The organism is Labrys sedimenti (genome assembly GCF_034424805.1).
In the GTDB taxonomy this organism is placed as follows: Bacteria; Pseudomonadota; Alphaproteobacteria; order Rhizobiales; family Labraceae; genus Labrys; species Labrys sedimenti.
Genome location: NZ_JAXOUF010000016.1, coordinates 51,309 through 70,272, shown reverse-complemented (window position 1 = coordinate 70,272; position 18,964 = coordinate 51,309). Strand labels below are relative to the sequence as shown.

Genomic DNA, 18,964 nt, shown 5'->3' with positions numbered 1-18,964 from the left:
ATCGAGAAAGTCTGTAAATAAATTTGATCTAAATTATATAAATATTGAAGCGCGCACAACAATATCAATCCAATACAATTCCCTATAAAGATAGATCACACAATTATAAATTGTTATTATGCTATGAGATGCACAATAAAATTTCACCAATTGCTCAAGTTTATTGATTTATCCGGGTGTTTTGCAAATTCTCATGCCGATTGAATAGTTTACCTGATCGTAAGCGGATGCGTGGCCGGACGTTCAAAACAATCAAAATAGAAACGTCCTCATGCTTCTGCCGCCGAACCCGAGCACTTGCCAGACACAATCGCGGGAACAACGGCATGCGATGCGACAGCCCAGCCCGGGAGATGGCAGCAAAGATCAAGGATGGGGTGAGGAACCCAGGCAGAAAGGCCGACTATCCGGGTTTCCCCATCGATGAAGAGCGGCAGCCCCTTGGGGGCCCTGCATCAATCCGCCAGAGGATGCAGGTCGCGTACCATCGCCTTCACGCGCTCATCCAGCACATGCGTATAGATCTGCGTCGTGGCGATGTCGGCATGGCCCAGCATCATCTGCACGGAACGCAGATCCGCACCGTTCTGCAGGAGATGGCTGGCAAAGGCATGGCGCAGCACATGCGGGCTGATGCGATCGGCACGCATGCCGGCGCTCACCGCCAGCATCTTCAACTCCCGCGCAAAATGCTGCCGCGTAAGATGGCCGCTCTCGCCGAAGGACGGGAACAGCCAAGGAGAGGCGCCGTCCCTGCCCGCCTGAGCGAGCAAGCCGAGATAGGCCTGCATGGCTCGCCGAGCGGCCTCTGTGAGCGGCACCAGCCTTTCCTTGGCGCCCTTGCCGACCACATTCAGCATGGCAAGCCCGGGCCGCGCCGCGGTACGCTTGAGGCTGACGAGTTCCGACACGCGCAGCCCCGAGGCATAGAGCGTCTCGAGCAGGGCGCTCATCCGTGCCGCCCTCAGGCGTTCCGACAAGGGACGGGCAGCGTCCTCGATCCCCTCGGCCACCGCCGCCAGCAGGCGATCGACCTCGGCCACATCCAGCACCTTGGGAAGGGCACGCCCGCGTTTCGGCCCGTCGAGCACAGTGGTCGGGTCGTCGGTGCGGAAGCCTTCGGCGTAGAGGAATTTGTGCAGCTGCCGGATCGCCGACAGATGGCGCGCCAGGGTGGTCGCCTTGAAACCGAGATCACTGAGGGCGGCGAGATGCGCACGGGCCTCATCGGCACCCGCCGAGGCGATCGCGCCCCCCCGCCCCTTCAGAAAATCGCTGTAGTCGGTGAGATCGCGCCGATAGGCCTGCAGCGTATTGTCGGCGCCGCCGCGCTCGGCGGACACCATGTCGAGAAAGGCATTGATCAGGCGGCTGTCGCTGGCGGGCTTGGACATGGCACCAGACTAAGCCCGCCGAGGTTAACAGCCGGAAAATCATCCGCCATGCCGCCTCCCTGCCAGCCTCAGAAATAGAGCGGATGATCCTCCAGGGCCAAGGCGATCACCCTGAGGGAGGCGGCCGCCTGCAGATGCGCGTTCGGGCTGGTTTCCTTGACGATCTCGGCCGCCAATTCCCGCAGCGACACGATCATGTCGCGCAGCAGCTTGGCATGCGGGATGCGGATGGCGAGGAGACCGGCGACACGCACCAGCATCTCCGAGACGGCAGCGGCATGGTCGGGCTCGATCATGCCCTCGCGCAGGAAGCGGCGCAGGCGCAGGATCTCGAGCCCCATTGTCACCGCTGCAAGGCTCCCGTCCAGCACATATTGGCCCTTGCTGCCGACACGTTCCAGCGGCGCCATCAGCTGGTTGATGCGGTCATAGGCCAGGCTCTCGAAGGCGGAGGGCTTGGGCAGGCGCTCATGCAGGCAAAGCCGGGTCAGGTCGGCCCGGAAAGCCTCCACCACCCGCTCGACCACGCTTTGCGGCCGCCGGGGCAGGACCACCGCGAACACGGCAAGGCTGAGCAGCCCGCCGCCGAGCACCGCGATCGCCGCGTTCATGAACAGCCAGGGCTCGGCCACCATGGGCTGGCGCGGATTGAGAAAGAGCAGGAAATTGATGGCGAAGGCGGTGGCGATCGGCGTGAAGCGCGGATTGGCCATGCCCAGCGCCGCCGGCAGCAGCACCAGCCCGATCAGCGCCAGCAGCCAGGGGAGCCCCGGCAGATGCGGCAGCATGAGCTGGCCGACCAGGAAGGCGACCGGCACCGAATAGGCCGTGCCCTTGAGGAAGTCCCAGGCCGACCGCAGCGGATTGGGCATGGTGGCGAACAGGCTCGACATCACCGCCACCATCACCGCCGCTCCGGCGAGATCGGCCCAGCGCGTGGCGATCCAATAGGCGGTGACGATGGTGGTGGCGATCGCCGCCCTGATGGCGTTGACGGCCGCCACCTCGTAGTCGCGATCGATGGTGAGGGCCGGCAGCTTCCATTGGCCGGGCGGGTCGGGCGCACGCAGCCGCAGGGCGGCCAGTCCCTCCAGCACCTGGCGGATGGCGGTGAGGAACTCGATCAGCAAAGTGATGCGGGCCGCCGCCGCGGCTCGGTCCTCGTGCGGCTGCAGCGGCGCGCTGCGCATCGCCTCGGCCTCGCGGCAGAATTCCTCGATCTGCCGCAGCCAGGGGCGGACGTCCTGGGTGAGCCAATCGCCCTGGGCAATTCCGTCCAGCATGGTCCTGATGCGGTTGAGCAGCGGGCGCCAACTCGAGTCGGGCGCGCTGGCATGGGCAAGCAGGGTGTGCACGGCCGAGATGGCCGAGAGCATGTGACCGATCGTGTGCCGGGCCATGCGCCCATGCGTGACCAGGCTGGGTGCTTCCAGCCGGGCATAGGCGCGCATGCCCGCCAGCGCCTCGATATCGACGATCAGGCGCTGATAGCGGGTGTCGAGCTCGGCCTTCGCCGTGCCGCCGATCGCGCCCGCCCCATAGCGGGCAATGTCCCTGAGGCTGGCGCCAGCCCGCTCCACCAGCACGTCGCGGGCGAGTTGCGGCAGCAGGAAGCGGCTGGCCAGGCCCGCACAGACGATGCCGAGCATGATCTCGATGCAGCGCGCCACCGCCAGCTCATTGACGAGATGGGGATTGTCGAAAGCGGGCAGGCCGATGATGGCGGCCGTATAGCCGGCCAGCACCGCCCCATAGGCTTCGGGGTTGCGCAGGGTCGAGGCCACGAAGGTGCACAGGCCGATCCAGGCGGCCAGCAGCGCCAGGAAGAGCAGATGCTCGCTCCCCGTCAGCTTGACCATCGCCACCGAGGCGAGGGCACCGATCAGCGTGCCGGCCAGCCGGAACAAGCCCTTGGCGAGCACCATGCCGGCGACGGGCTGGCTGACGATATAGACGGTCATCATCGCCCATTGCGGCTGCTCGAGCCCGAGCGCGTAGGCGATCGCCAGGGCAACGAGCCCGATGACGGTGGTGCGGAATGCGAAGATCCAGTCGGCCCGCGGCGGCATGGCCAGATGCGGCAGGTTGAACGACGGACGGGCGGGAAGGAAACTCGGGCGAGGCATCACACCGGCCATACAGGGTTTGTCGCTGATTTGGTACCGGATCATGCCGCGAGATGATGAAGGGCGTACTGCCGCCGAGAGGCCCATGCCGCAATCGCAAGAATAGGAAACGATCGTTTCCGAACCTATCCCAGCCTCACCAGATCCCGGGCAGCATGCGATAGCGCACGCCCCGGGCGTAGTCGGCATAGCCCGGCAGGCCTGTCATCAGGGTGCGTTCCTCGATGCGCGAGCGGATCGCAAAGGCCAGGAAGAACACCGGCATCATCGCGAGCCCCCACCAGGAGCCGATCAACAGCGGCGTACCGATGAAATAGAGCATGACGCCCGCATACATGGGATGGCGGACGAAGGCATAGGGACCTGTCGAGACCACGTGATGGTGACGCTCGGCCTGCACCTTGACCACCGGTGCGGCGAAGGAGTTTTCGCGAAACACCCACATGATGAAGAGCATGGAAGCCAGATAGAGCACGAGCCCCACGGCCTCGAGCGGGAGGGGCATGGCGGAAGCCTGCAGGCGCCGGTCGAGCCCGATCACCACGAACCAGACCACGGCGACCACGAGGAAGACCAGCATGAACCATTTGTCCGCTCTGGGCTGCTCCGGCGCTCTCAACCTCATGCGTTCGGCGAGCAGGCCCGGGTCGGTCCGGGCGAGCCACAAGCCGGAGGCGAGGCCGACAGCCAGGGAAACGGCCAGATAGACCCAAGCCGCGGCCCAGGCCAGCGTGCCGGCGGAAAGGAACAGCACCAGGGCCATGATGGCGACGAACACGAGATTTTGCAGGACCAGCTTGACGATCATGGCCATTGTCCCCATGCGGCAACGGCATCATCCGGCATGTCTTGGGCGAAAATGCAGTTGCCGGAACCCTGAACGGGAAAACGGGGCCGCCGGATACCTGGGCCGCCGGATACCTGGACCGCCGGCAGGCGGACAGGTCAGGGCTTGGCGGGCTCCTTTGGCGGCTCCAGGTTCTTGAGCGGGACGTCCTGGCTCATCGGCCGGGTCGCCGGCTTCACATAGGTGCCCAGCGCATAGACGAGGCCGAACCCGGTGAGCCCCAGCAGCAGGAGAATGAGAAGGAAGCGGAAGAGGCTGGGCATGAGGAAGCTGGGCATGAGGACTCGGAACGCAACGGTGCCAGGATAATGTGCGATTGAGGGCAGCACCATGGCGTTGTGCCCGCCGCTTGCCCCTGAGGCTCTTGCATCGAGGCCCCTCTCCGGTTCATTAGAACGATGGACTTGTTGATGCAGGACGATATGAGCGGCTTTGCGACACCCCCTGTCCCGGCCGAGCGCGAGAAGAAAGTGGCGGAAGCCCTCGCGGGGCGGTCGGTCGTACTGGTGGGCATGATGGGTGCGGGCAAGAGCGCCGTCGGCCGGCGCTTGGCAGGCCGGCTCGGCCTCGAATTCCGCGATGCCGATACCGAGATCGAGGAAGCCGCCCAGAAGACCATTTCGGAGATCTTCGCCTCGGATGGCGAAGCCTTTTTCCGTGACAAGGAACGCCGCGTCATCGCCAGGCTGCTCGCCTGCGACAAGCCGATCGTGCTGGCGACCGGCGGCGGCGCCTATATGAACGAGGAGACCCGCGCCCTCATCGCCAATTGTGGTATCTCGATCTGGCTGAAGGCGGAACTCGACGTGCTGATGCGGCGCGTTCGCCGCAAGCCGACCCGCCCGCTCCTGCAGACGCCCGATCCGGAAGGTACGCTGCGCAAGCTGATCGAAGTCCGCTATCCCGTCTATGCCGGCGCCGATGTCACCGTGCTGTCGCGCGACGTCGCCCAGGAGACGGTGCTGGAGGATGTCGTCACCGCCCTCGAACATCATCTATCGACCGAAAGATCGGACAGACCGGCATGAGCCAGCCCATCGTCGTTCCCGTCGCGCTGGGCGCGCGCTCCTACGAGATCGCCATCGGTCCGGGCCTCCTTCCTGAGGCCGGCCAACGCATCGCCGCCCTCGCGCCCAAGGCACGCCTGGCCATCGTCACCGATGCCAATGTCGCGGCCCTGCACCTGGCGACATTGACGGCGAGCCTCGATACGGCCGGTATCGAGCACCAGACCATCACGGTCGCGCCCGGCGAGGCCTCCAAGAGTTTCGCCACCTTCGCCGAGGTCTGCGAGGGCCTGATCGCCACCCGGGTCGAGCGCGGCGATCTCGTCGTCGCCTTCGGCGGCGGCGTGATCGGGGACCTCGCCGGCTTTGCGGCAGCGGCGGTCCGGCGCGGCATGCGCTTCGTCCAGATCCCCACCAGCCTGCTGGCGCAGGTCGATTCCTCGGTGGGCGGCAAGACCGGCATCAATTCCCGCCACGGCAAGAACCTGGTGGGCGCCTTCCATCAGCCCAGCCTCGTGCTGGCCGATACGCAGGTGCTCGACACCCTCTCCAGGCGCGAATTCCGCGCCGGCTATGCCGAGGTCGCCAAATACGGCCTGATCAACGATGCTCCCTTCTTCCATTGGCTCGAGACGAATTGGCAGGACGTGATGGCGGGCGGGCCGTCGCGCGTCGAGGCCATCGCCACCTCCTGCCGCTCCAAGGCCGGCATCGTCGCCCGCGACGAGACCGAGACCGGCGAGCGGGCGCTCCTCAATCTCGGCCACACCTTCGGCCATGCCCTGGAAGCGGTCACCGGCTACAATTCCGCCCGCCTGGTGCATGGCGAGGGTGTCTCGATCGGCATGGTGCTGGCCCATGAGTTCTCGGCCCGGCTCGGCCTGTGCTCCCAGGAAACGCCCTCGCGCGTCGCCGCCCATCTTGCCGCCGCCGGACTGCCGACCCGCATCGACCAGGTGCCGGGTGGTGCCGGCACCGCGGACGAGTTGATGAACGCCATCCTGCAGGACAAGAAGGTCAAGCGCGGCAAGCTCACCTTCATTCTCACCCGCGGCATCGGCGAGAGCTTCATCGCCAACGATGTCGATCCCCATGCCGTGACGGGCTTCCTGGAAGAGAAGCTCGCCGATGCCGGCAAGCCGGGAGCGTGACGATGTCTAAACCGTCATTGCGAGCGCAGCGAAGCAATCCGGATCTTCATGACGGGCCAAATCTGGATTGCTTCGCTGCGCTCGCAATGACGATCTCTTTCCTTGGGCCTAGCCGGAAGTAACCCATGCATCCCGAGGCCTGGTACTCGCTCTTCATCGTCTTCCTGCTCCTGCTGGCGGGCTTCTTCTTCGCGGGCTCGGAAACCGCCCTCACCGCCGCCTCGCGAGCGCGGCTGCTGTCGCTGGAGAAGAACGGCAGCCAGCGCGCCAAGGTCGTCAACAAGCTGCTCGACATCCGCGAGGCGATGATCGGCTCGCTCCTGGTCGGCACCAGCATCGTCAACACCGCCGCGGCGGCATTGACCACCGGCATCCTGCTCGACATCTTCGGCGATGTCGGCATCTTCTACGCCACCATCGTCATCTCGGTCCTGACCATCATCTTCGTCGAGATCCTGCCCAAGACCATTGCCATCAACTATCCTGAGAGCTTTTCCCTGGCGGTCGGCTGGCCGGTCCGGCTGGTGGTGCTGGTCTTCTCGCCGGTGACGGGGGTGCTGGGCTGGCTGGTGCGCGCTATCCTGCGCCTCGTCGGCCTGGAGGTCGGCAAGCATCCCTCTTTGCTCTCGGCTACCGACGAGTTGCGCGGCACCGTCGACCTCCTGCACAGGGAAGGCTCGGTGGAGAAGACCGATCGCGACATGTTCGGCGGCCTGCTCGACCTGCAGGAACTCACGGTCGACGACGTCATGGTCCACCGCACCAAGATGTTCTCCGTCGACCTCGACGAGGGCGCTGCCCAGATCGTGCAGAGCGTGCTCGCCGCGCCCTATACCCGCATCCCGGTGTGGAAGGAGAGCCCCGAGAACATCATCGGCGTGCTGCACGCCAAGGACCTCTTGCGCGCCCTCGATGCCGCCGGCAACGATCCCCTCAAGCTCGACATCGAGGAGATCGCCCTGCCGGCCTGGTTCGTGCCCGACACCACCTCGCTGGTCGACCAGTTGCGCTCCTTCCGCCGCAGGAAGCAGCATTTCGCCTTCGTGGTCGACGAATATGGCTCGGTGCTCGGCATCGTCACGCTGGAGGACATCATCGAGGAGATCGTCGGCGACATCTCCGACGAGCACGATCTGGTGGTGACGGGCGTGCGCCCTCAGGCGGACGGCGCCGTCAATGTCGACGGCTCGGTGCCGATCCGCGACCTCAACCGCGCCATGGACTGGACCCTGCCGGACGAGGAAGCCACCACCATCGCCGGCCTCGTCATCCACGAGGCCCGCACCATCCCGGAGGCCGGCCAGACCTTCACCTTCCATGGCTACCGCTTCCAGGTGCTGAGGAAGCAGAAGAACCGCATCGCATCGCTGAGGATCACCCCGATCGTGGCGGAGACGCCGGAGGGGTGAGAGTGGTACCCGAGACGCATCCGCCTCGTCACTGAGCCTGATCCATACGCCTTACTCGGTCCCAACCGTCATTTGCTTGAAGACCTCATCCCGCCTCACCAGCAGGTGGAAGAGAGCCGCCGCGATGTGAACCAGGACCAGCGCAAAGAAGGCCATTGCCAGATAGAAATGAGCATCCCAGAGCAGGGCATGCATTTCGCGGCTGGCCGGCAGGATCGCAGGCAGGCGCAGGCCGCCCGCCAGGACGATCGGGTAGCCCGCCGCGGACATCATCGCCCATCCGATCAGCGGCATCCCGATCATCAGCAGATAGAAGGCCAGATGCGACAGATAGGCCGCCAGCTTCACGGGCGCCGGCAGATCATAGGGCAAGGCAGGCGCGCCTTTTCTCAACCGGACCGCCAGCCTGAGGAGCGCCAGCACCAGGATGGCGATGCCGAGACTCTTGTGAATTGAAATCAGGGATAGATAGTCCGGCCCGATCGTCCGCACCATTGCCACGCCGATGAACAGCATGGCGAGAATGCAGATCGCCATCACCCAGTGCAACAGTCGCTGCAGGAGCGAGAAGGAGCCGCTAGCCGCTGTCATTGCTGTGCTCCCTGCTGGGTGGGATAGCTACCGGATTCGGCCGTTCGCCTGTCGAACGAGACGGCGTAGGCCGCCGACCGGGCGGCCGGGAAGGGATCGTCCGAGGTGCGAATGCCGTCGGGAAGCACGGTCGGATCGAAGTTGATATCCCGGCACGGCCCATGATCCTCGGCGAGGATCTGCGTGGCGGATAGCGTTCCCACCTCCACGGTCTTTCGATCATCCGGCCAGGCCTTGCTCGGATCCGCGGTAGGATCGCCCGGATTGGCCAGGGTGACGACCATCTTCCATTGCACGGGTCCCGCCTTCAACCGTTCCGCGATTTCTTGCTCGAGGAAATCGGCGTTGCGCTTGGCCAAATCGTCCGGCGCAAGGGCACTGGCGGCGACCGTGGGAACCAATGACCAGCGCACCGCCTGCTCCGCGCCCGTTGCATTCGTGAAGATGAAGCTGTTCAGGCTGTTGAAGCGGTCCTCGGCATAACTTGCCGTCCAAGGCGCAGCCTTGGCCCAGCCGCCGAACGCCGCGATTTCGGGATGGGCGCCGGCGAAACGCTTCATCGCCTCCGGATCCTTGCTCGCCGAGGCGATGAGGAGCTCGTAGAAGGCCTGCGGCGTGGAAACCGGGAAGAAGGGCGGGTCGATCATGGCGCTGCGCCATTGCTGGCCGTCGGCTCCGGTGATCTGGATCCCAAGTCCCCTCACCCGGACCGTGGCATCGTTGGCCTTCGGGTCCGGCGTGCCGAGATTGAGGCGCCCGACGACCGCATAGCTGCCGGCAGCCAACATGCTTGCCTTCGAGAGGCTGGCGCCGGAACCATTCGCTTCGAACCGACCGGCAAAACAGATGCCTTTCGCATGATTGCGCCGGTGGCCGAGTGCCGGCCCGGACGCTGGTGCCAAGGCATCGACGAGTTTTTGCGGCGTGAGGGCCTGGGGTGAAAGCCACCCGGCAGTGTAGGCAAAAGCAGCGCCTCCACCTGCGACGACCACCCCAATAATCGCAAAAGATAACCAGGTAGAATAGGAGGGCGCCGGACCTGATGACATCACAACTCCTTAAGCCGAATTCCGACACGATAAAAAGAAAAGATAATTTCTTCCTCAACTACCGAAGAATTTCTTATTCTTCATCCGAGGATGGAAGCAAGTCAAGCAGACATGGCGACCAATACTCGTCGCATCCCGCGCCACAGGCGACGGCGGCAAATTCATGATGACGCACGTTAGTGATGACGCACGCTTGAGGCCCCTCTTTCGATATCGAGTTGACTTGATAGCATTCCTCCACGCCGGAAACACGAAATGAGGTCATCCGTGCGTCTGAAATTCGCGTGAACGATCAAGCTTGCGGATATGCGCGATGGGGATCCCGAAGGCTATCGATCTGTTTCCGAGATCCGATATGCCAACGCCCGCACATTTCTCCTTTCCCGGCCTCGCATGGCCCCATCAAGCGGGTCCGCCTCCCTCTTCCCCTCCCCCGATCCCCGTGTGCCCTACGTCACACGCCAGTTGCGGCGGCCTGACCTCGCCCTTTAAACTTGCCTCGATTTCCCCTATCTGGTTGCTCAATAGTCAAAGCGTCTTGCGAATTGGCGCAATTGCCAAGAAACGCAAAGAAGCTCTGGCCAATCCGCTGGATCGGCCAGGAAGCAACGAGCCTGGAGCAGACAAGCGTTCGGCATGAACGCGCCTTGCTCCGGGGATGCCAAACCGAGGGGAGAGCCGCATGGCCGAGTTCGACGCCGCGATCAAGTCCGCCGAAGCTGAAATCAAGGCGGCCCAGGCCAAGATTTCCGAGGTCAGCTCGAAGATCGAGCTCGCCCATTCCAAGATGGAGAAGGGCGAGGACATCTCCATCGACATCCAGAACGCGACGCTCGACGACGTTCACGCCCATTCCAACGCGATGAACGCCAACATCGCCGAGCTCATCATGGGCCTCGACGACGTCACCGCCGGCTTCTCCAAGGAATTCGACGCCATGCGCGAGAAGTCCGGCTGGGAGAGCTTCGTGGGCATCTTCTCCTCCGCCAAGTCGGACTCCATGCGCGAGGAGCGCCTGCGCGCCGCCTCCATCGACGACAAGCTGCAGGACCTGATCTCCAAGTCCGACATCATCGTCAATCTGCTGCAGAGCCAGCTCGGCGTGCTCAACGACCACAAGAGCCGGGTCGAGAAGAACCTGTCCGGCACTCTGTCCGATCGCGAAAGCACCGTGGCGGACTTGGAGAAGATCCGCGCCCAGGTCCTGGCCATGGATCCCCGGATCATCGATCTCGAGAACAAGATCTCGATGGAGCAGGATGCCGCCGCCCGCACGCGGCTCGAGACCGAGCTCGCCCAGACCAATGCGGCCTACAACAATCTCGTGCAGGAAGAGCAGGTCAAGCTCGCGCAGTCGCAGACGCTGGAGCGCTATATCGAGCAGGGCAAGAGCTGGGTCGACAGCCTGCAGAACCAGGCCGCCACCCAGATGGTGCTGATCAACAAGCTGCAGACCGACACCAAGCAGCGTGTGGTGCTCTATGATGCGCTCACCAAGTCGCTGAAGACGGCCCAGCAGCAGGACGTCGCCCACCGCATCAACGAGATCGGCGTCAAGACCGACCAGGAAGCCCAGGCCGCCATGGCCGCCATCGGCTCGGCCACCAACCAGCGCATGGCCGAGATGATGGAAAAGCACGAGGACCACATGGTCTTCGCCCGCAAGATCCTGGAAGAAAAGGCCAAATCCGACGAGCGCTTCGCCCGCCGTTTCGCCAAGATCGTCGAGAAGCACGACAAGAACCTTTATGGCGGGGCGTAGTGGGTCATCCCGTGCGCATTGCAGCATCAAATGATGCGATGCAGACACGGGACCGCTCGTCGACGCCCCTCTCCACCCGCGATCCCGGATCTGCGAAGCATCACTGCGTGCTGCATCGCGTCCGGGATGACCTTCTTCGAGGCCGCCCTTGACCCCTCCCGGTAACGACCATGTCACCCTGCCGGACCCCCAGGCGATGCGGCGCTATTTCGGCAAGTTCTCCCGCATCATCCGCCATCTGCGCGAGATCGCCGGCCAGACCGGCCAGGGAAACCAGGCGAGCCTGGCCGATGACGCCAAATATGGCGGCGGCGAGTTCGCCAGGATCCAGCTCGACCTGATCGAGAACTATCTCCAGCGCCTGGCCAAGACCTTCACTGCCCTCAGCCTCAAGCACCTGATGTCGGGCCGCGTCTCCTCGCTGCCCCTGACCTTGGCGATCGACCGCTCGGAGAGCGGCTTTCCGGTGTTCCAGGAGATCATGACGATGGCGAACGACCTGGCACAGGTCGACCGCCACCTCGCCAACCAGCCCGACCAGATCAGGCTGAAGGAGGCGATGATCGCGGCCATCCTCTCCGAACGGGCGAGGCCGACCAACCTGCAATATGCGATGAGCCAGCGCATCTATTACGAGACGCTGAAGTCGCGTGGCCTGTTCTTCGCCCAGAACCACCCGCAATTCGTGCTGCTGTCCGACCCCAAGGCACAGCGCCGGCGCTATCTCCTGCACTGGGCCGTCTATGACAGTGCCCTCAGCCTGCCGGTGATCTATCTCCTGGTGGTCGAGGATACCGGCCATGTCATCCTCAACGAGGACCAGATGCGCTGGCCGCAGGTGCAATCCCACCTGATGGCGCAGTCTCTCTCCAGCCTCAAGCTCCTCACCATCGCCCGCGGCTTCGACGTCGATTTCGACAATCTGCATCCCAAGCTGCTCCGCCGCATCCATGTCGGGCCGATGTATTCGCACGCCTTCACCGAGCAGACCGGTCCTCTGCGCGAGATCCTGGCCGAGGTCTCGCGCACCGAGGAGAGCGACTGGGCATTGGCCTGGACCATCGAGACGCTGGTTTCGGCCCGCAGTGAAAGAGTGCCCGCGGGCCTGCTGTCCACGGTGGAGCGCGAGATCTTCGACCTCGACCAGTATCAGCCCGCCGCCGCCGAAGCCGGCGTGACCCGGCTCGAGCGCTCGCTCGTCCTGCCGGTGCTGCCCTATCAGGTTCTCGTCGACCGCGATCCGCCCGGTTTCCGGGACGTGCGCAAATATGTGGTGGGCGAGGACGGGTCGCTGCTGACGGGGCTGTGATGGGTAGCGCCGCGCGAAAAACCTTCTCCCCTTGCGGGGAGCATAGAATGACCGTGAGGACCCTATGACCGCTTCCCTCAATCTGATGGAAATCCGCGAAGCCGCGATCCGCGCGCACTATCCCCAGGCCCTGGCCCTGATGGAGGGCTTCGAGCATGCGCCGCGCATTGCCAAGGTGAGGCCCGCCCAAACCGGCGCCGCGCCGGCTGAACGCTCGCCCGGTATTCCCACCGCCACCGGCCGGCTGTTTCGCACCACCACGCCGGGCCTGACCGCACGCTCCAGCGCCGCGCAGGACGGCGTCCACCTGATCGCGCGCATCAGCCAGGCCGACCCCGGCGAAGCCTTGATGAGCCCGGCCCAGGCCAGCGTGCTGCAGGCGCTGCGCCGGTCCTTGGCCACCGCCATGGCCGTCGGCGAACTCTATGAGGAACGCACCGCCCTCGGCCAGCTCAAGCGCGACAACCGCGAGGGCCGCCTCGACCCTGCCCGGCGTACCGAATTCGCCGAGCTCCTCGCCGCCGCCTCGCTGATCGGCCTGCATGTCACCGCCAACATGCTCTCCTTCCTGCTCGCCGCCCAGGCGAGCGAGGGCCAGGCCGAGGTCGGCGAGCTTGAGGAGATCCTCACCGACAATCCCGCCCTCGCCTTGCAGGGTGCCTTGTGGGAACTCGACGCCATCCTGAGTCGCATGGAGGGCAGCCTCAAGCTGGTGCCCACCCTCACGGCCTGGTGCGAGCGCCTGATGGAGGCGGTCGCCATGCGGGCCGGCACGGCGCCGCGGCTGGAAGCCTTCACCAGCGCCGCCTATCGCGTCGAGGCCGACGACTTCCAGATCAACGGCTTCACCCCCGCCACCCACAAGCGCTCCACGGCGCTGACCATGGCCTTCAAGAAGCCGACCGAGGTCGTCGGCAACCACATCGCCAAATACCAGTCGATGAAGCTGGCCAAGATGCTGATGGCCTATGATTTCGACAGGCGCCTCAATCCCTTCGCCGAACTCGGCGGCTTCATCTTCACCTTCATGGGCGACGGCAAGCCCGGCACCGGCAAGACCACGCTGATCCAGATGATGGCCGGCCTGCTCAACGATTATTGCGCCAATGCCGGCTACCCCTTCCGCTATGCCAACCTCTCCACCGAAAGCATCGACAGCTACCAGGGCAAGTCGGCCCAGAACGCCAAGGCCTTCATCCGCGAGATCATCGACCCCGCCGTGATCGGCTTCGGCACCATCGACGACATCGACCAGCTCGCCGGCAAGCGCGGCGACCGGCAATCCTCCTCCGGCCAGCTCGAGATCACGGCCGTGCTGATGGAGAGCTTTGCCGGCGCCAACACCGTAGTGCGCGGCAATTGCACCTTCGGCATGTTCTCCAACTTCCCGGAGAATGTCGACGACGCGCTGCGCCAGCGCGCCGGCGCCCGCTTCCTGGTCGACGGCCCGCAGAGCAAGGAGGACTATATCGACCTGCTCTCCCTGCTGCTCGGCAAGCGCCACCAGATCCCGCTCGGCGAGCACGACCTCTTCGCCGCCCAGGAGATCAAGAAGGCGGTGGCCGCCTCCTATGACGCGCATTCGCGCCCGCAGGAAGAGGCCCTGAAAAAGGTGTTCGACAGCGTGCAGGGCAAGATCGGTGCGCTCGACACCGTCGCCAGGCTCGGGGCCTATCTCAAGGCGATCCAGGAGGCCGACGAGCGCTTCACCGGCCGTGCCATCAAGAACATCACCGATGCCATCAAGGTCAGGGCGATGGATTTCGAGCTGCCGGACGAATGGATGGAAAAGCCCGAGCTGTTCCTGACCAAGGACTATGCCACCAAGCTTGCGATGATCGCCGAGCTTGCCAGGCCCATCACGGTCGAGATGGTGATCCAGGAGATCAACCGCTACGCCGACAGTGAATTCCGCTATGCCGACAAGTCGGACGAGGCTGCCATCGACAATGCGGTGCGCGAGATGGGCCGCATGGAGGAAGCCAAGAAACGCTATCTGGAGCAGCGCGGGACATGATGGAGCGCCTGATCGAAGCGGGGCTGATGTTCGGGAACCTCATCGAGGTCTCCTCCCCCACCATGGTGGCGCGCTACAACGCGGCGCTGGAGAAACTCATCGGCAAGCGTACCGCGCTCACCGAGTTCCATATCGACCTCTCCGGCTTCTCGCCGGAGGTCGGCGACGAGCTCGACGACATCCGCTACCTCAATCCCGAGGGCTGCAACCGGATGTTCATCCTGCTCAGCCTCGACCAGCTCAAGGCACCGCTCCTGAACGCGCAGTTCTCGACCATGCGCTCGGTGCTGCGCAACTTCATGCAGGACAATGCCAAGGAGCTGATGGCGCTGAGCGTGCGCGAGGCCGTGATGGGCGAGCTCGTGCATTCGATGTGGCGCATCAAGAGCCCGGCCGACCTGCTGGAGCTGCGCTCCGTCACCGTCGAGGCCAATACGCCGACGGACCGGCTCGGCGAGGCCGAGCAGTTGTCGCGCCTGGTCGAGGATTTCCGCGCCAAGGATGATCTGTGGCAGGACGACGCCTATATCGACACCATGATCAAGCTTGCCGGCCGGGTTGGCGACATCGCCCGCAACCCGGTGCGTTTCCGCAAGACCGACTACAGCCAGGGCAATTTCTACACCAACTATTTCGACGGGCTCTATCTCTTCAGGGACATGTCCTACCCCGCCATGCTCTATCGCGGCGTGGCACCGGGCTTTCCCAAGATCGGCGCCGTGGAAACCAAGAATCTCGAAAGCGCCGTGGATGTCTGGCACTTCCTGCAGCTCAACGGCCTGATCACCTCGGTCTTCGAGGCTGCCGACCTCAATGCCAAGGCACTGCTGCGCCAGCGGCTCGACTTCATGCTGGCCAATGTCCTTGCCGGCAAGGCCGACGCGCCGGCGGAACTGGCCCGCCTCAACCGGCAGGACCTGCGCCGCTTCGCCATGCGCCACGCCGATGACCTGCCGCCGGAATTCGAGGTCGTCGAGGCTGCCTTGCGCGCCGCCGAGCAGGGACTCAAGCCCCGCCTGCCCGGCCCGACGGAGCCCGGCTGCTTCTATCTCTATCGGGCCGCCCAATTGCCGGACCGCGACCTCGTCAACCAGCTCCTGAGCGAGTTCACGCCCCTCGACATCCGCCAGCTCTTCCTGTGCAACAAGCCCGCCTTCTACAAGGCCTATCAGGGCTGGACCGAGCGCCAGCAGGACTATGTGGTGGAGTTCCTGTCCCGGGATGAAGCGCTCAAGAACGACGATGCCTGGGAGGACCTGTTCGGCGACGGCACACCGGAGGAAGAGCCCGAACCGCAGGCGGGACCCTGGGGAGCGATACCGAGGGGGTGATTCCGGGTGCGCGGGCATCTTGCCCGCCTCTTGGAAACACCCCACCTGTCGGATAGGAAGAAGCGGGCGAGACGCCCGCGCACCCGGGAGAGTTCATGCTGCGCCTGTTCAAATGGTTCCTGATCGTCCTGGTGCTGGTGGTCGGCTATTGCTGGCTCGATCAGGTGCTGCCGCGCTACGACGTGGTACGCATCGTCGGCACCGACACCAAGCGCCTCGACAGCTCCGGCTTCTTCGACAGCGAAGCGCCCAATGTGCAGGCGACCAACACGCGCGACGTGCGCTTCATCAACACCGTCTATCCCGGCGGCACCCTCAGGGTCTACCGCAACGAGGATACCGACTGGGGCTTTCCCTGGTACTACAAGTTCGACTCCGGCAACCTGATGGCGGCCGCCCAGTCCTTCCAGTCCAGTTCGGAAAGTCCGAAATGGGTGGTGATCAAGAGCTATGGCTGGCGGGTCACCTATCTGACCATGTTCCCCAACGCGCTCTCGATCCGGGCCGCGACCGGGCCGGACGAATATGTCATTCCATGGATGCGGATCTTCGTGTTCGGCGGTCTGGCGATCGGACTGATCTGGCTCTATTTCCGGCTGCGGCGCTTCAAGCGCGAGCGAATCGATCCGATGCTCATGCGCATCGAAGATCACGTCAGTGCCGCCGCCGACGCTGTCGACGAAAGGGCGGTGGCCGTATCGAGCAGCGCCACTGGCTTCATGGCCCGGATCCGGCGCTGGCTCGACAGCTGGAAGCCGAAGAACCAGCGGCGCTACAAGTAGGATCAAGTCTCGAGAATAGCTGACCTCGAGACTTCAGCCGCTCAGGCCGCCGCTCTGGCGATACCGTCGCCCACGATCGTCAGGGTCAGCGGTCCCGGCAGCATTTCGCCGATCGCCTCGAAGGCGGGATGCTCAAGCGTCACCGCCGGATCGAGTTCGATCACGCCCATGGTCTCGCCCTGCGCGAAGCTGAGCTTGGCGTTGAAGCGCCGGGCCAGCGCTTTCATGCTGGCGTTGTCGGCATGGGTGGAGACCTCGAGGCGGGTATAGCCGAGGCCGAGCGCGTGCAGCAGCAGGCGCGCGAACAGGCGCCCGCCAATGCCCTGATGTTGGCGGTGACGTTCGACGCTGAAGGCGATCTGGGCCGTCGGCTCCGCCAATTCGGGCAGTTCGTGCAATTCAGCCGCGCCGAGAACCTGGCCATCCTCGACATAGCCGATGACGGTTGCACCATCGCGGAAGCTACGCTCGGCATAGTCGGCGACGAAACTGGTGCTGATGCCGCCGTTGAAACGGTCATGCCGACTTTCGCGGTCCAACCGCAGCAGGTGATCGCGAAACTTCGGCAGATCGGACGGTCTCAACTGCCGGATAATGCCCCTGGGGGCCATGGTGGTGATCTGGTCCATCTCGCAGTCCTCGTGGCTTACCCCCGAGTCGTCACCTCCCTATGCGCGAAATATTGTGCACTGCAGCATGAATTGCAAGAAATCTCTGCCGCACCGCACACAGGGCTGCCATGCAGGAAATGACACCTGCTGCCTGGCCCTCCGGCCATGCTGACCTGCCGCGCGCCCGGACGGGGTTGGGCGCATCACCTATATGCTTCCCGAAACCTGCCTGCGGATATCGTCGGCCAGCGGATGCAGCGCGTCGGCCGGCATCGATCCCACCAGGCTGTAACCCATGCCGCGGCTTGCCCAGGTCCAGCCGTCGACCTTGCCTTCGGAATGGGCAGCCATCGCCTTGTCCTGGTCGACGGCCATCGGCCTGGTCAGCATCACGAGGCGGCCACCACGGTCGTCGTCATACATCAGCATGAGCGCCGGGCCATGGGGCGTGGATACCACCCGCCCTCCCATCAGCCGGTAGCCTGCCTTCGACAGATCCGGCAAGACTGGCCTGCGCCCCATCCGTGCACTCGCCCAATCGATGAGTTCCATAGCCTTGTCGGCACGGATTTCGACGGGCCTGATGGTATCGGAGGCATAGGCGCTGAAATTCGCCGATGCTTCACGGGCCAAGGCGCCTACCCCTTCCGAGGGCGCGGACGTCTTCTCGCGTAGAAGCCATCCCCCGGAACCGCCGGCAGCAAGAAGCAGGATGGCGGCTGCCGCGGCTCGCCATCCGGAGACGCGTGGCCGCCGCGGCGTGCCGATCATATGGGCCAGGTTGAGCCTGGTTGGAATGGGCTCGTCTGCGACTGCAGCGAAAGCAGACCGCAAACCGGAACGATGATCGGCGTAGGATCCAAAACGGCTGGCAATCTCGGGATGCGCCTCGAGATAGGAGGCGATCTCCGCCCGGCGGGCCTCGTCGAGAGCGCCGTCGACATAGGCATGGAGATCATCTTCGGAAATCGGCTTGTCGGTCATTTCACGCTCCGCAGATGGCCGCCGCGCCTGGGGGCAGATTGGTCAGAGTCTTCAAGCATTTGCCGCAGGCGTTCACGGGCGCGCGACAGCCTCGACATCACGGTTCCGATCGGGATCGCCAATATCTCGGAAACCTGGGCATAGGAAAGATCCTCGACGCCGACCAGGAGGAGCAGGCTGCGCTGATCATCCGGAAGCTGCGCCAGCGCCGAGACGAGATCGGCCTGCACCAGGGCGTCTTCCTGAGCCGGCCGGCGGGCGAGGACGCCTTCCTCGACATCCTCGAACGGCAGATGATCGCCGCGCCGCGCCTTCTGACGGAGCCGGTTGACGGCGAGATTGTGCAGGATGGCAAAGACCCAGGTGCGCGGATCCTTGCCGCGCCGCTGTTGCCAATGCGCGATCACCCGCTCCAGGCAATCCTGAACCAGGTCGTCGGCAGCGGCGGTGTCCCTCAGCAAGGCGCGGGCATACCGTCGCAAGGCGGGGATCATCGGCTCGACAAGCCTCTGCAGGTCACTCACGGTCTGGGTTACTCATGGCTTGGGGTCACTCATGGCTTTGACACAGCTTCCGCCCGATGGCGCACTCGCC

At 64.4% G+C, this 18,964-nt stretch carries 17 protein-coding genes; 8 read left to right on the top strand and 9 right to left on the bottom strand.

What is annotated here, in order from left to right; translation table 11 throughout:
• Positions 1–455 precede the first annotated feature (455 nt).
• The 4 genes from U1R88_RS28160 to U1R88_RS28145 all read right to left on the bottom strand — a co-directional run bounded on the left by U1R88_RS28160 (position 456) and on the right by U1R88_RS28145 (position 4,645).
• Positions 456–1,394: a site-specific tyrosine recombinase XerD gene (locus U1R88_RS28160; RefSeq protein ID WP_322434247.1), complete on the bottom strand. Its 939-nt coding sequence runs from the start codon at positions 1,392–1,394 to the stop codon at positions 456–458.
• A 68-nt stretch (positions 1,395–1,462) separates the two neighbouring features.
• On the bottom strand, positions 1,463–3,520 hold the full coding sequence (locus tag U1R88_RS28155) for an FUSC family protein (protein WP_322434246.1): 2,058 nt from the start codon (positions 3,518–3,520) through the stop codon (positions 1,463–1,465).
• A 136-nt stretch (positions 3,521–3,656) separates the two neighbouring features.
• Complete coding sequence (locus U1R88_RS28150) at positions 3,657–4,328, bottom strand: methyltransferase family protein (protein ID WP_322434245.1); 672 nt, start codon at positions 4,326–4,328, stop codon at positions 3,657–3,659.
• Between the two features lie 137 nt (positions 4,329–4,465).
• Entirely contained in the window at positions 4,466–4,645 is a 180-nt protein-coding gene (locus tag U1R88_RS28145) for a hypothetical protein (RefSeq protein WP_245314933.1), read from the bottom strand.
• Between the two features lie 132 nt (positions 4,646–4,777).
• Between U1R88_RS28145 and U1R88_RS28140 the strand changes: the two genes are divergently transcribed.
• The 3 genes from U1R88_RS28140 (at position 4,778) to U1R88_RS28130 (ending at position 7,934) form a co-directional block, all read left to right on the top strand.
• A complete protein-coding gene (locus U1R88_RS28140) occupies positions 4,778–5,395 on the top strand; it encodes a shikimate kinase (RefSeq protein ID WP_068293687.1) in 618 nt (205 codons plus the stop codon).
• Positions 5,392–6,525, top strand: coding sequence for a 3-dehydroquinate synthase (gene aroB / locus U1R88_RS28135; RefSeq protein ID WP_322434244.1), 1,134 nt, complete (start codon positions 5,392–5,394; stop codon positions 6,523–6,525). The genes U1R88_RS28140 and aroB overlap by 4 nt, the downstream gene beginning before the upstream one ends.
• 125 nt (positions 6,526–6,650) lie before the next feature.
• Positions 6,651–7,934, top strand: coding sequence for an HlyC/CorC family transporter (locus U1R88_RS28130; RefSeq protein ID WP_068293334.1), 1,284 nt, complete (start codon positions 6,651–6,653; stop codon positions 7,932–7,934).
• 51 nt (positions 7,935–7,985) lie between these two features.
• Here the strand turns inward: U1R88_RS28130 and U1R88_RS28125 are convergent, their stop codons facing one another.
• On the bottom strand, positions 7,986–8,525 hold the full coding sequence (locus tag U1R88_RS28125; RefSeq protein ID WP_322434243.1) for a cytochrome b: 540 nt from the start codon (positions 8,523–8,525) through the stop codon (positions 7,986–7,988).
• Complete coding sequence (locus U1R88_RS28120) at positions 8,522–9,574, bottom strand: catalase family peroxidase (protein ID WP_322434242.1); 1,053 nt, start codon at positions 9,572–9,574, stop codon at positions 8,522–8,524. Before U1R88_RS28120 ends, U1R88_RS28125 begins: the two co-directional genes overlap by 4 nt.
• Before the next feature lie 682 nt (positions 9,575–10,256).
• Between U1R88_RS28120 and U1R88_RS28115 the strand changes: the two genes are divergently transcribed.
• The 5 genes from U1R88_RS28115 (at position 10,257) to U1R88_RS28095 (ending at position 16,775) form a co-directional block, all read left to right on the top strand.
• The gene (locus U1R88_RS28115) at positions 10,257–11,336 is read left to right on the top strand and encodes a coiled-coil domain-containing protein (RefSeq protein WP_322434241.1); all 1,080 of its coding nucleotides are present in this window, start codon (positions 10,257–10,259) and stop codon (positions 11,334–11,336) included.
• A 148-nt stretch (positions 11,337–11,484) separates the two neighbouring features.
• Positions 11,485–12,645, top strand: coding sequence for a hypothetical protein (locus tag U1R88_RS28110; RefSeq protein WP_322434240.1), 1,161 nt, complete (start codon positions 11,485–11,487; stop codon positions 12,643–12,645).
• Positions 12,646–12,709: 64 nt separating this feature from the next.
• Entirely contained in the window at positions 12,710–14,662 is a 1,953-nt protein-coding gene (locus U1R88_RS28105) for an AAA family ATPase (RefSeq protein ID WP_322434239.1), read from the top strand.
• Positions 14,659–15,993, top strand: a complete 1,335-nt coding sequence (locus U1R88_RS28100; RefSeq protein ID WP_322434238.1) for a DUF6638 family protein — start codon at positions 14,659–14,661, stop codon at positions 15,991–15,993. Before U1R88_RS28105 ends, U1R88_RS28100 begins: the two co-directional genes overlap by 4 nt.
• 95 nt (positions 15,994–16,088) lie before the next feature.
• Positions 16,089–16,775, top strand: a complete 687-nt coding sequence (locus U1R88_RS28095; protein WP_202908514.1) for a DUF1523 family protein — start codon at positions 16,089–16,091, stop codon at positions 16,773–16,775.
• A gap of 41 nt (positions 16,776–16,816) precedes the next feature.
• Here U1R88_RS28095 and U1R88_RS28090 read toward each other — a convergent pair whose 3' ends face one another.
• The 3 genes from U1R88_RS28090 to U1R88_RS28080 all read right to left on the bottom strand — a co-directional run bounded on the left by U1R88_RS28090 (position 16,817) and on the right by U1R88_RS28080 (position 18,894).
• On the bottom strand, positions 16,817–17,404 hold the full coding sequence (locus U1R88_RS28090) for a GNAT family N-acetyltransferase (protein ID WP_322434237.1): 588 nt from the start codon (positions 17,402–17,404) through the stop codon (positions 16,817–16,819).
• A 189-nt stretch (positions 17,405–17,593) separates the two neighbouring features.
• On the bottom strand, positions 17,594–18,370 hold the full coding sequence (locus U1R88_RS28085) for an anti-sigma factor family protein (protein WP_322434236.1): 777 nt from the start codon (positions 18,368–18,370) through the stop codon (positions 17,594–17,596).
• Entirely contained in the window at positions 18,367–18,894 is a 528-nt protein-coding gene (locus tag U1R88_RS28080; RefSeq protein ID WP_068293700.1) for an RNA polymerase sigma factor, read from the bottom strand. Before U1R88_RS28080 ends, U1R88_RS28085 begins: the two co-directional genes overlap by 4 nt.
• Positions 18,895–18,964: the final 70 nt, after the last annotated feature.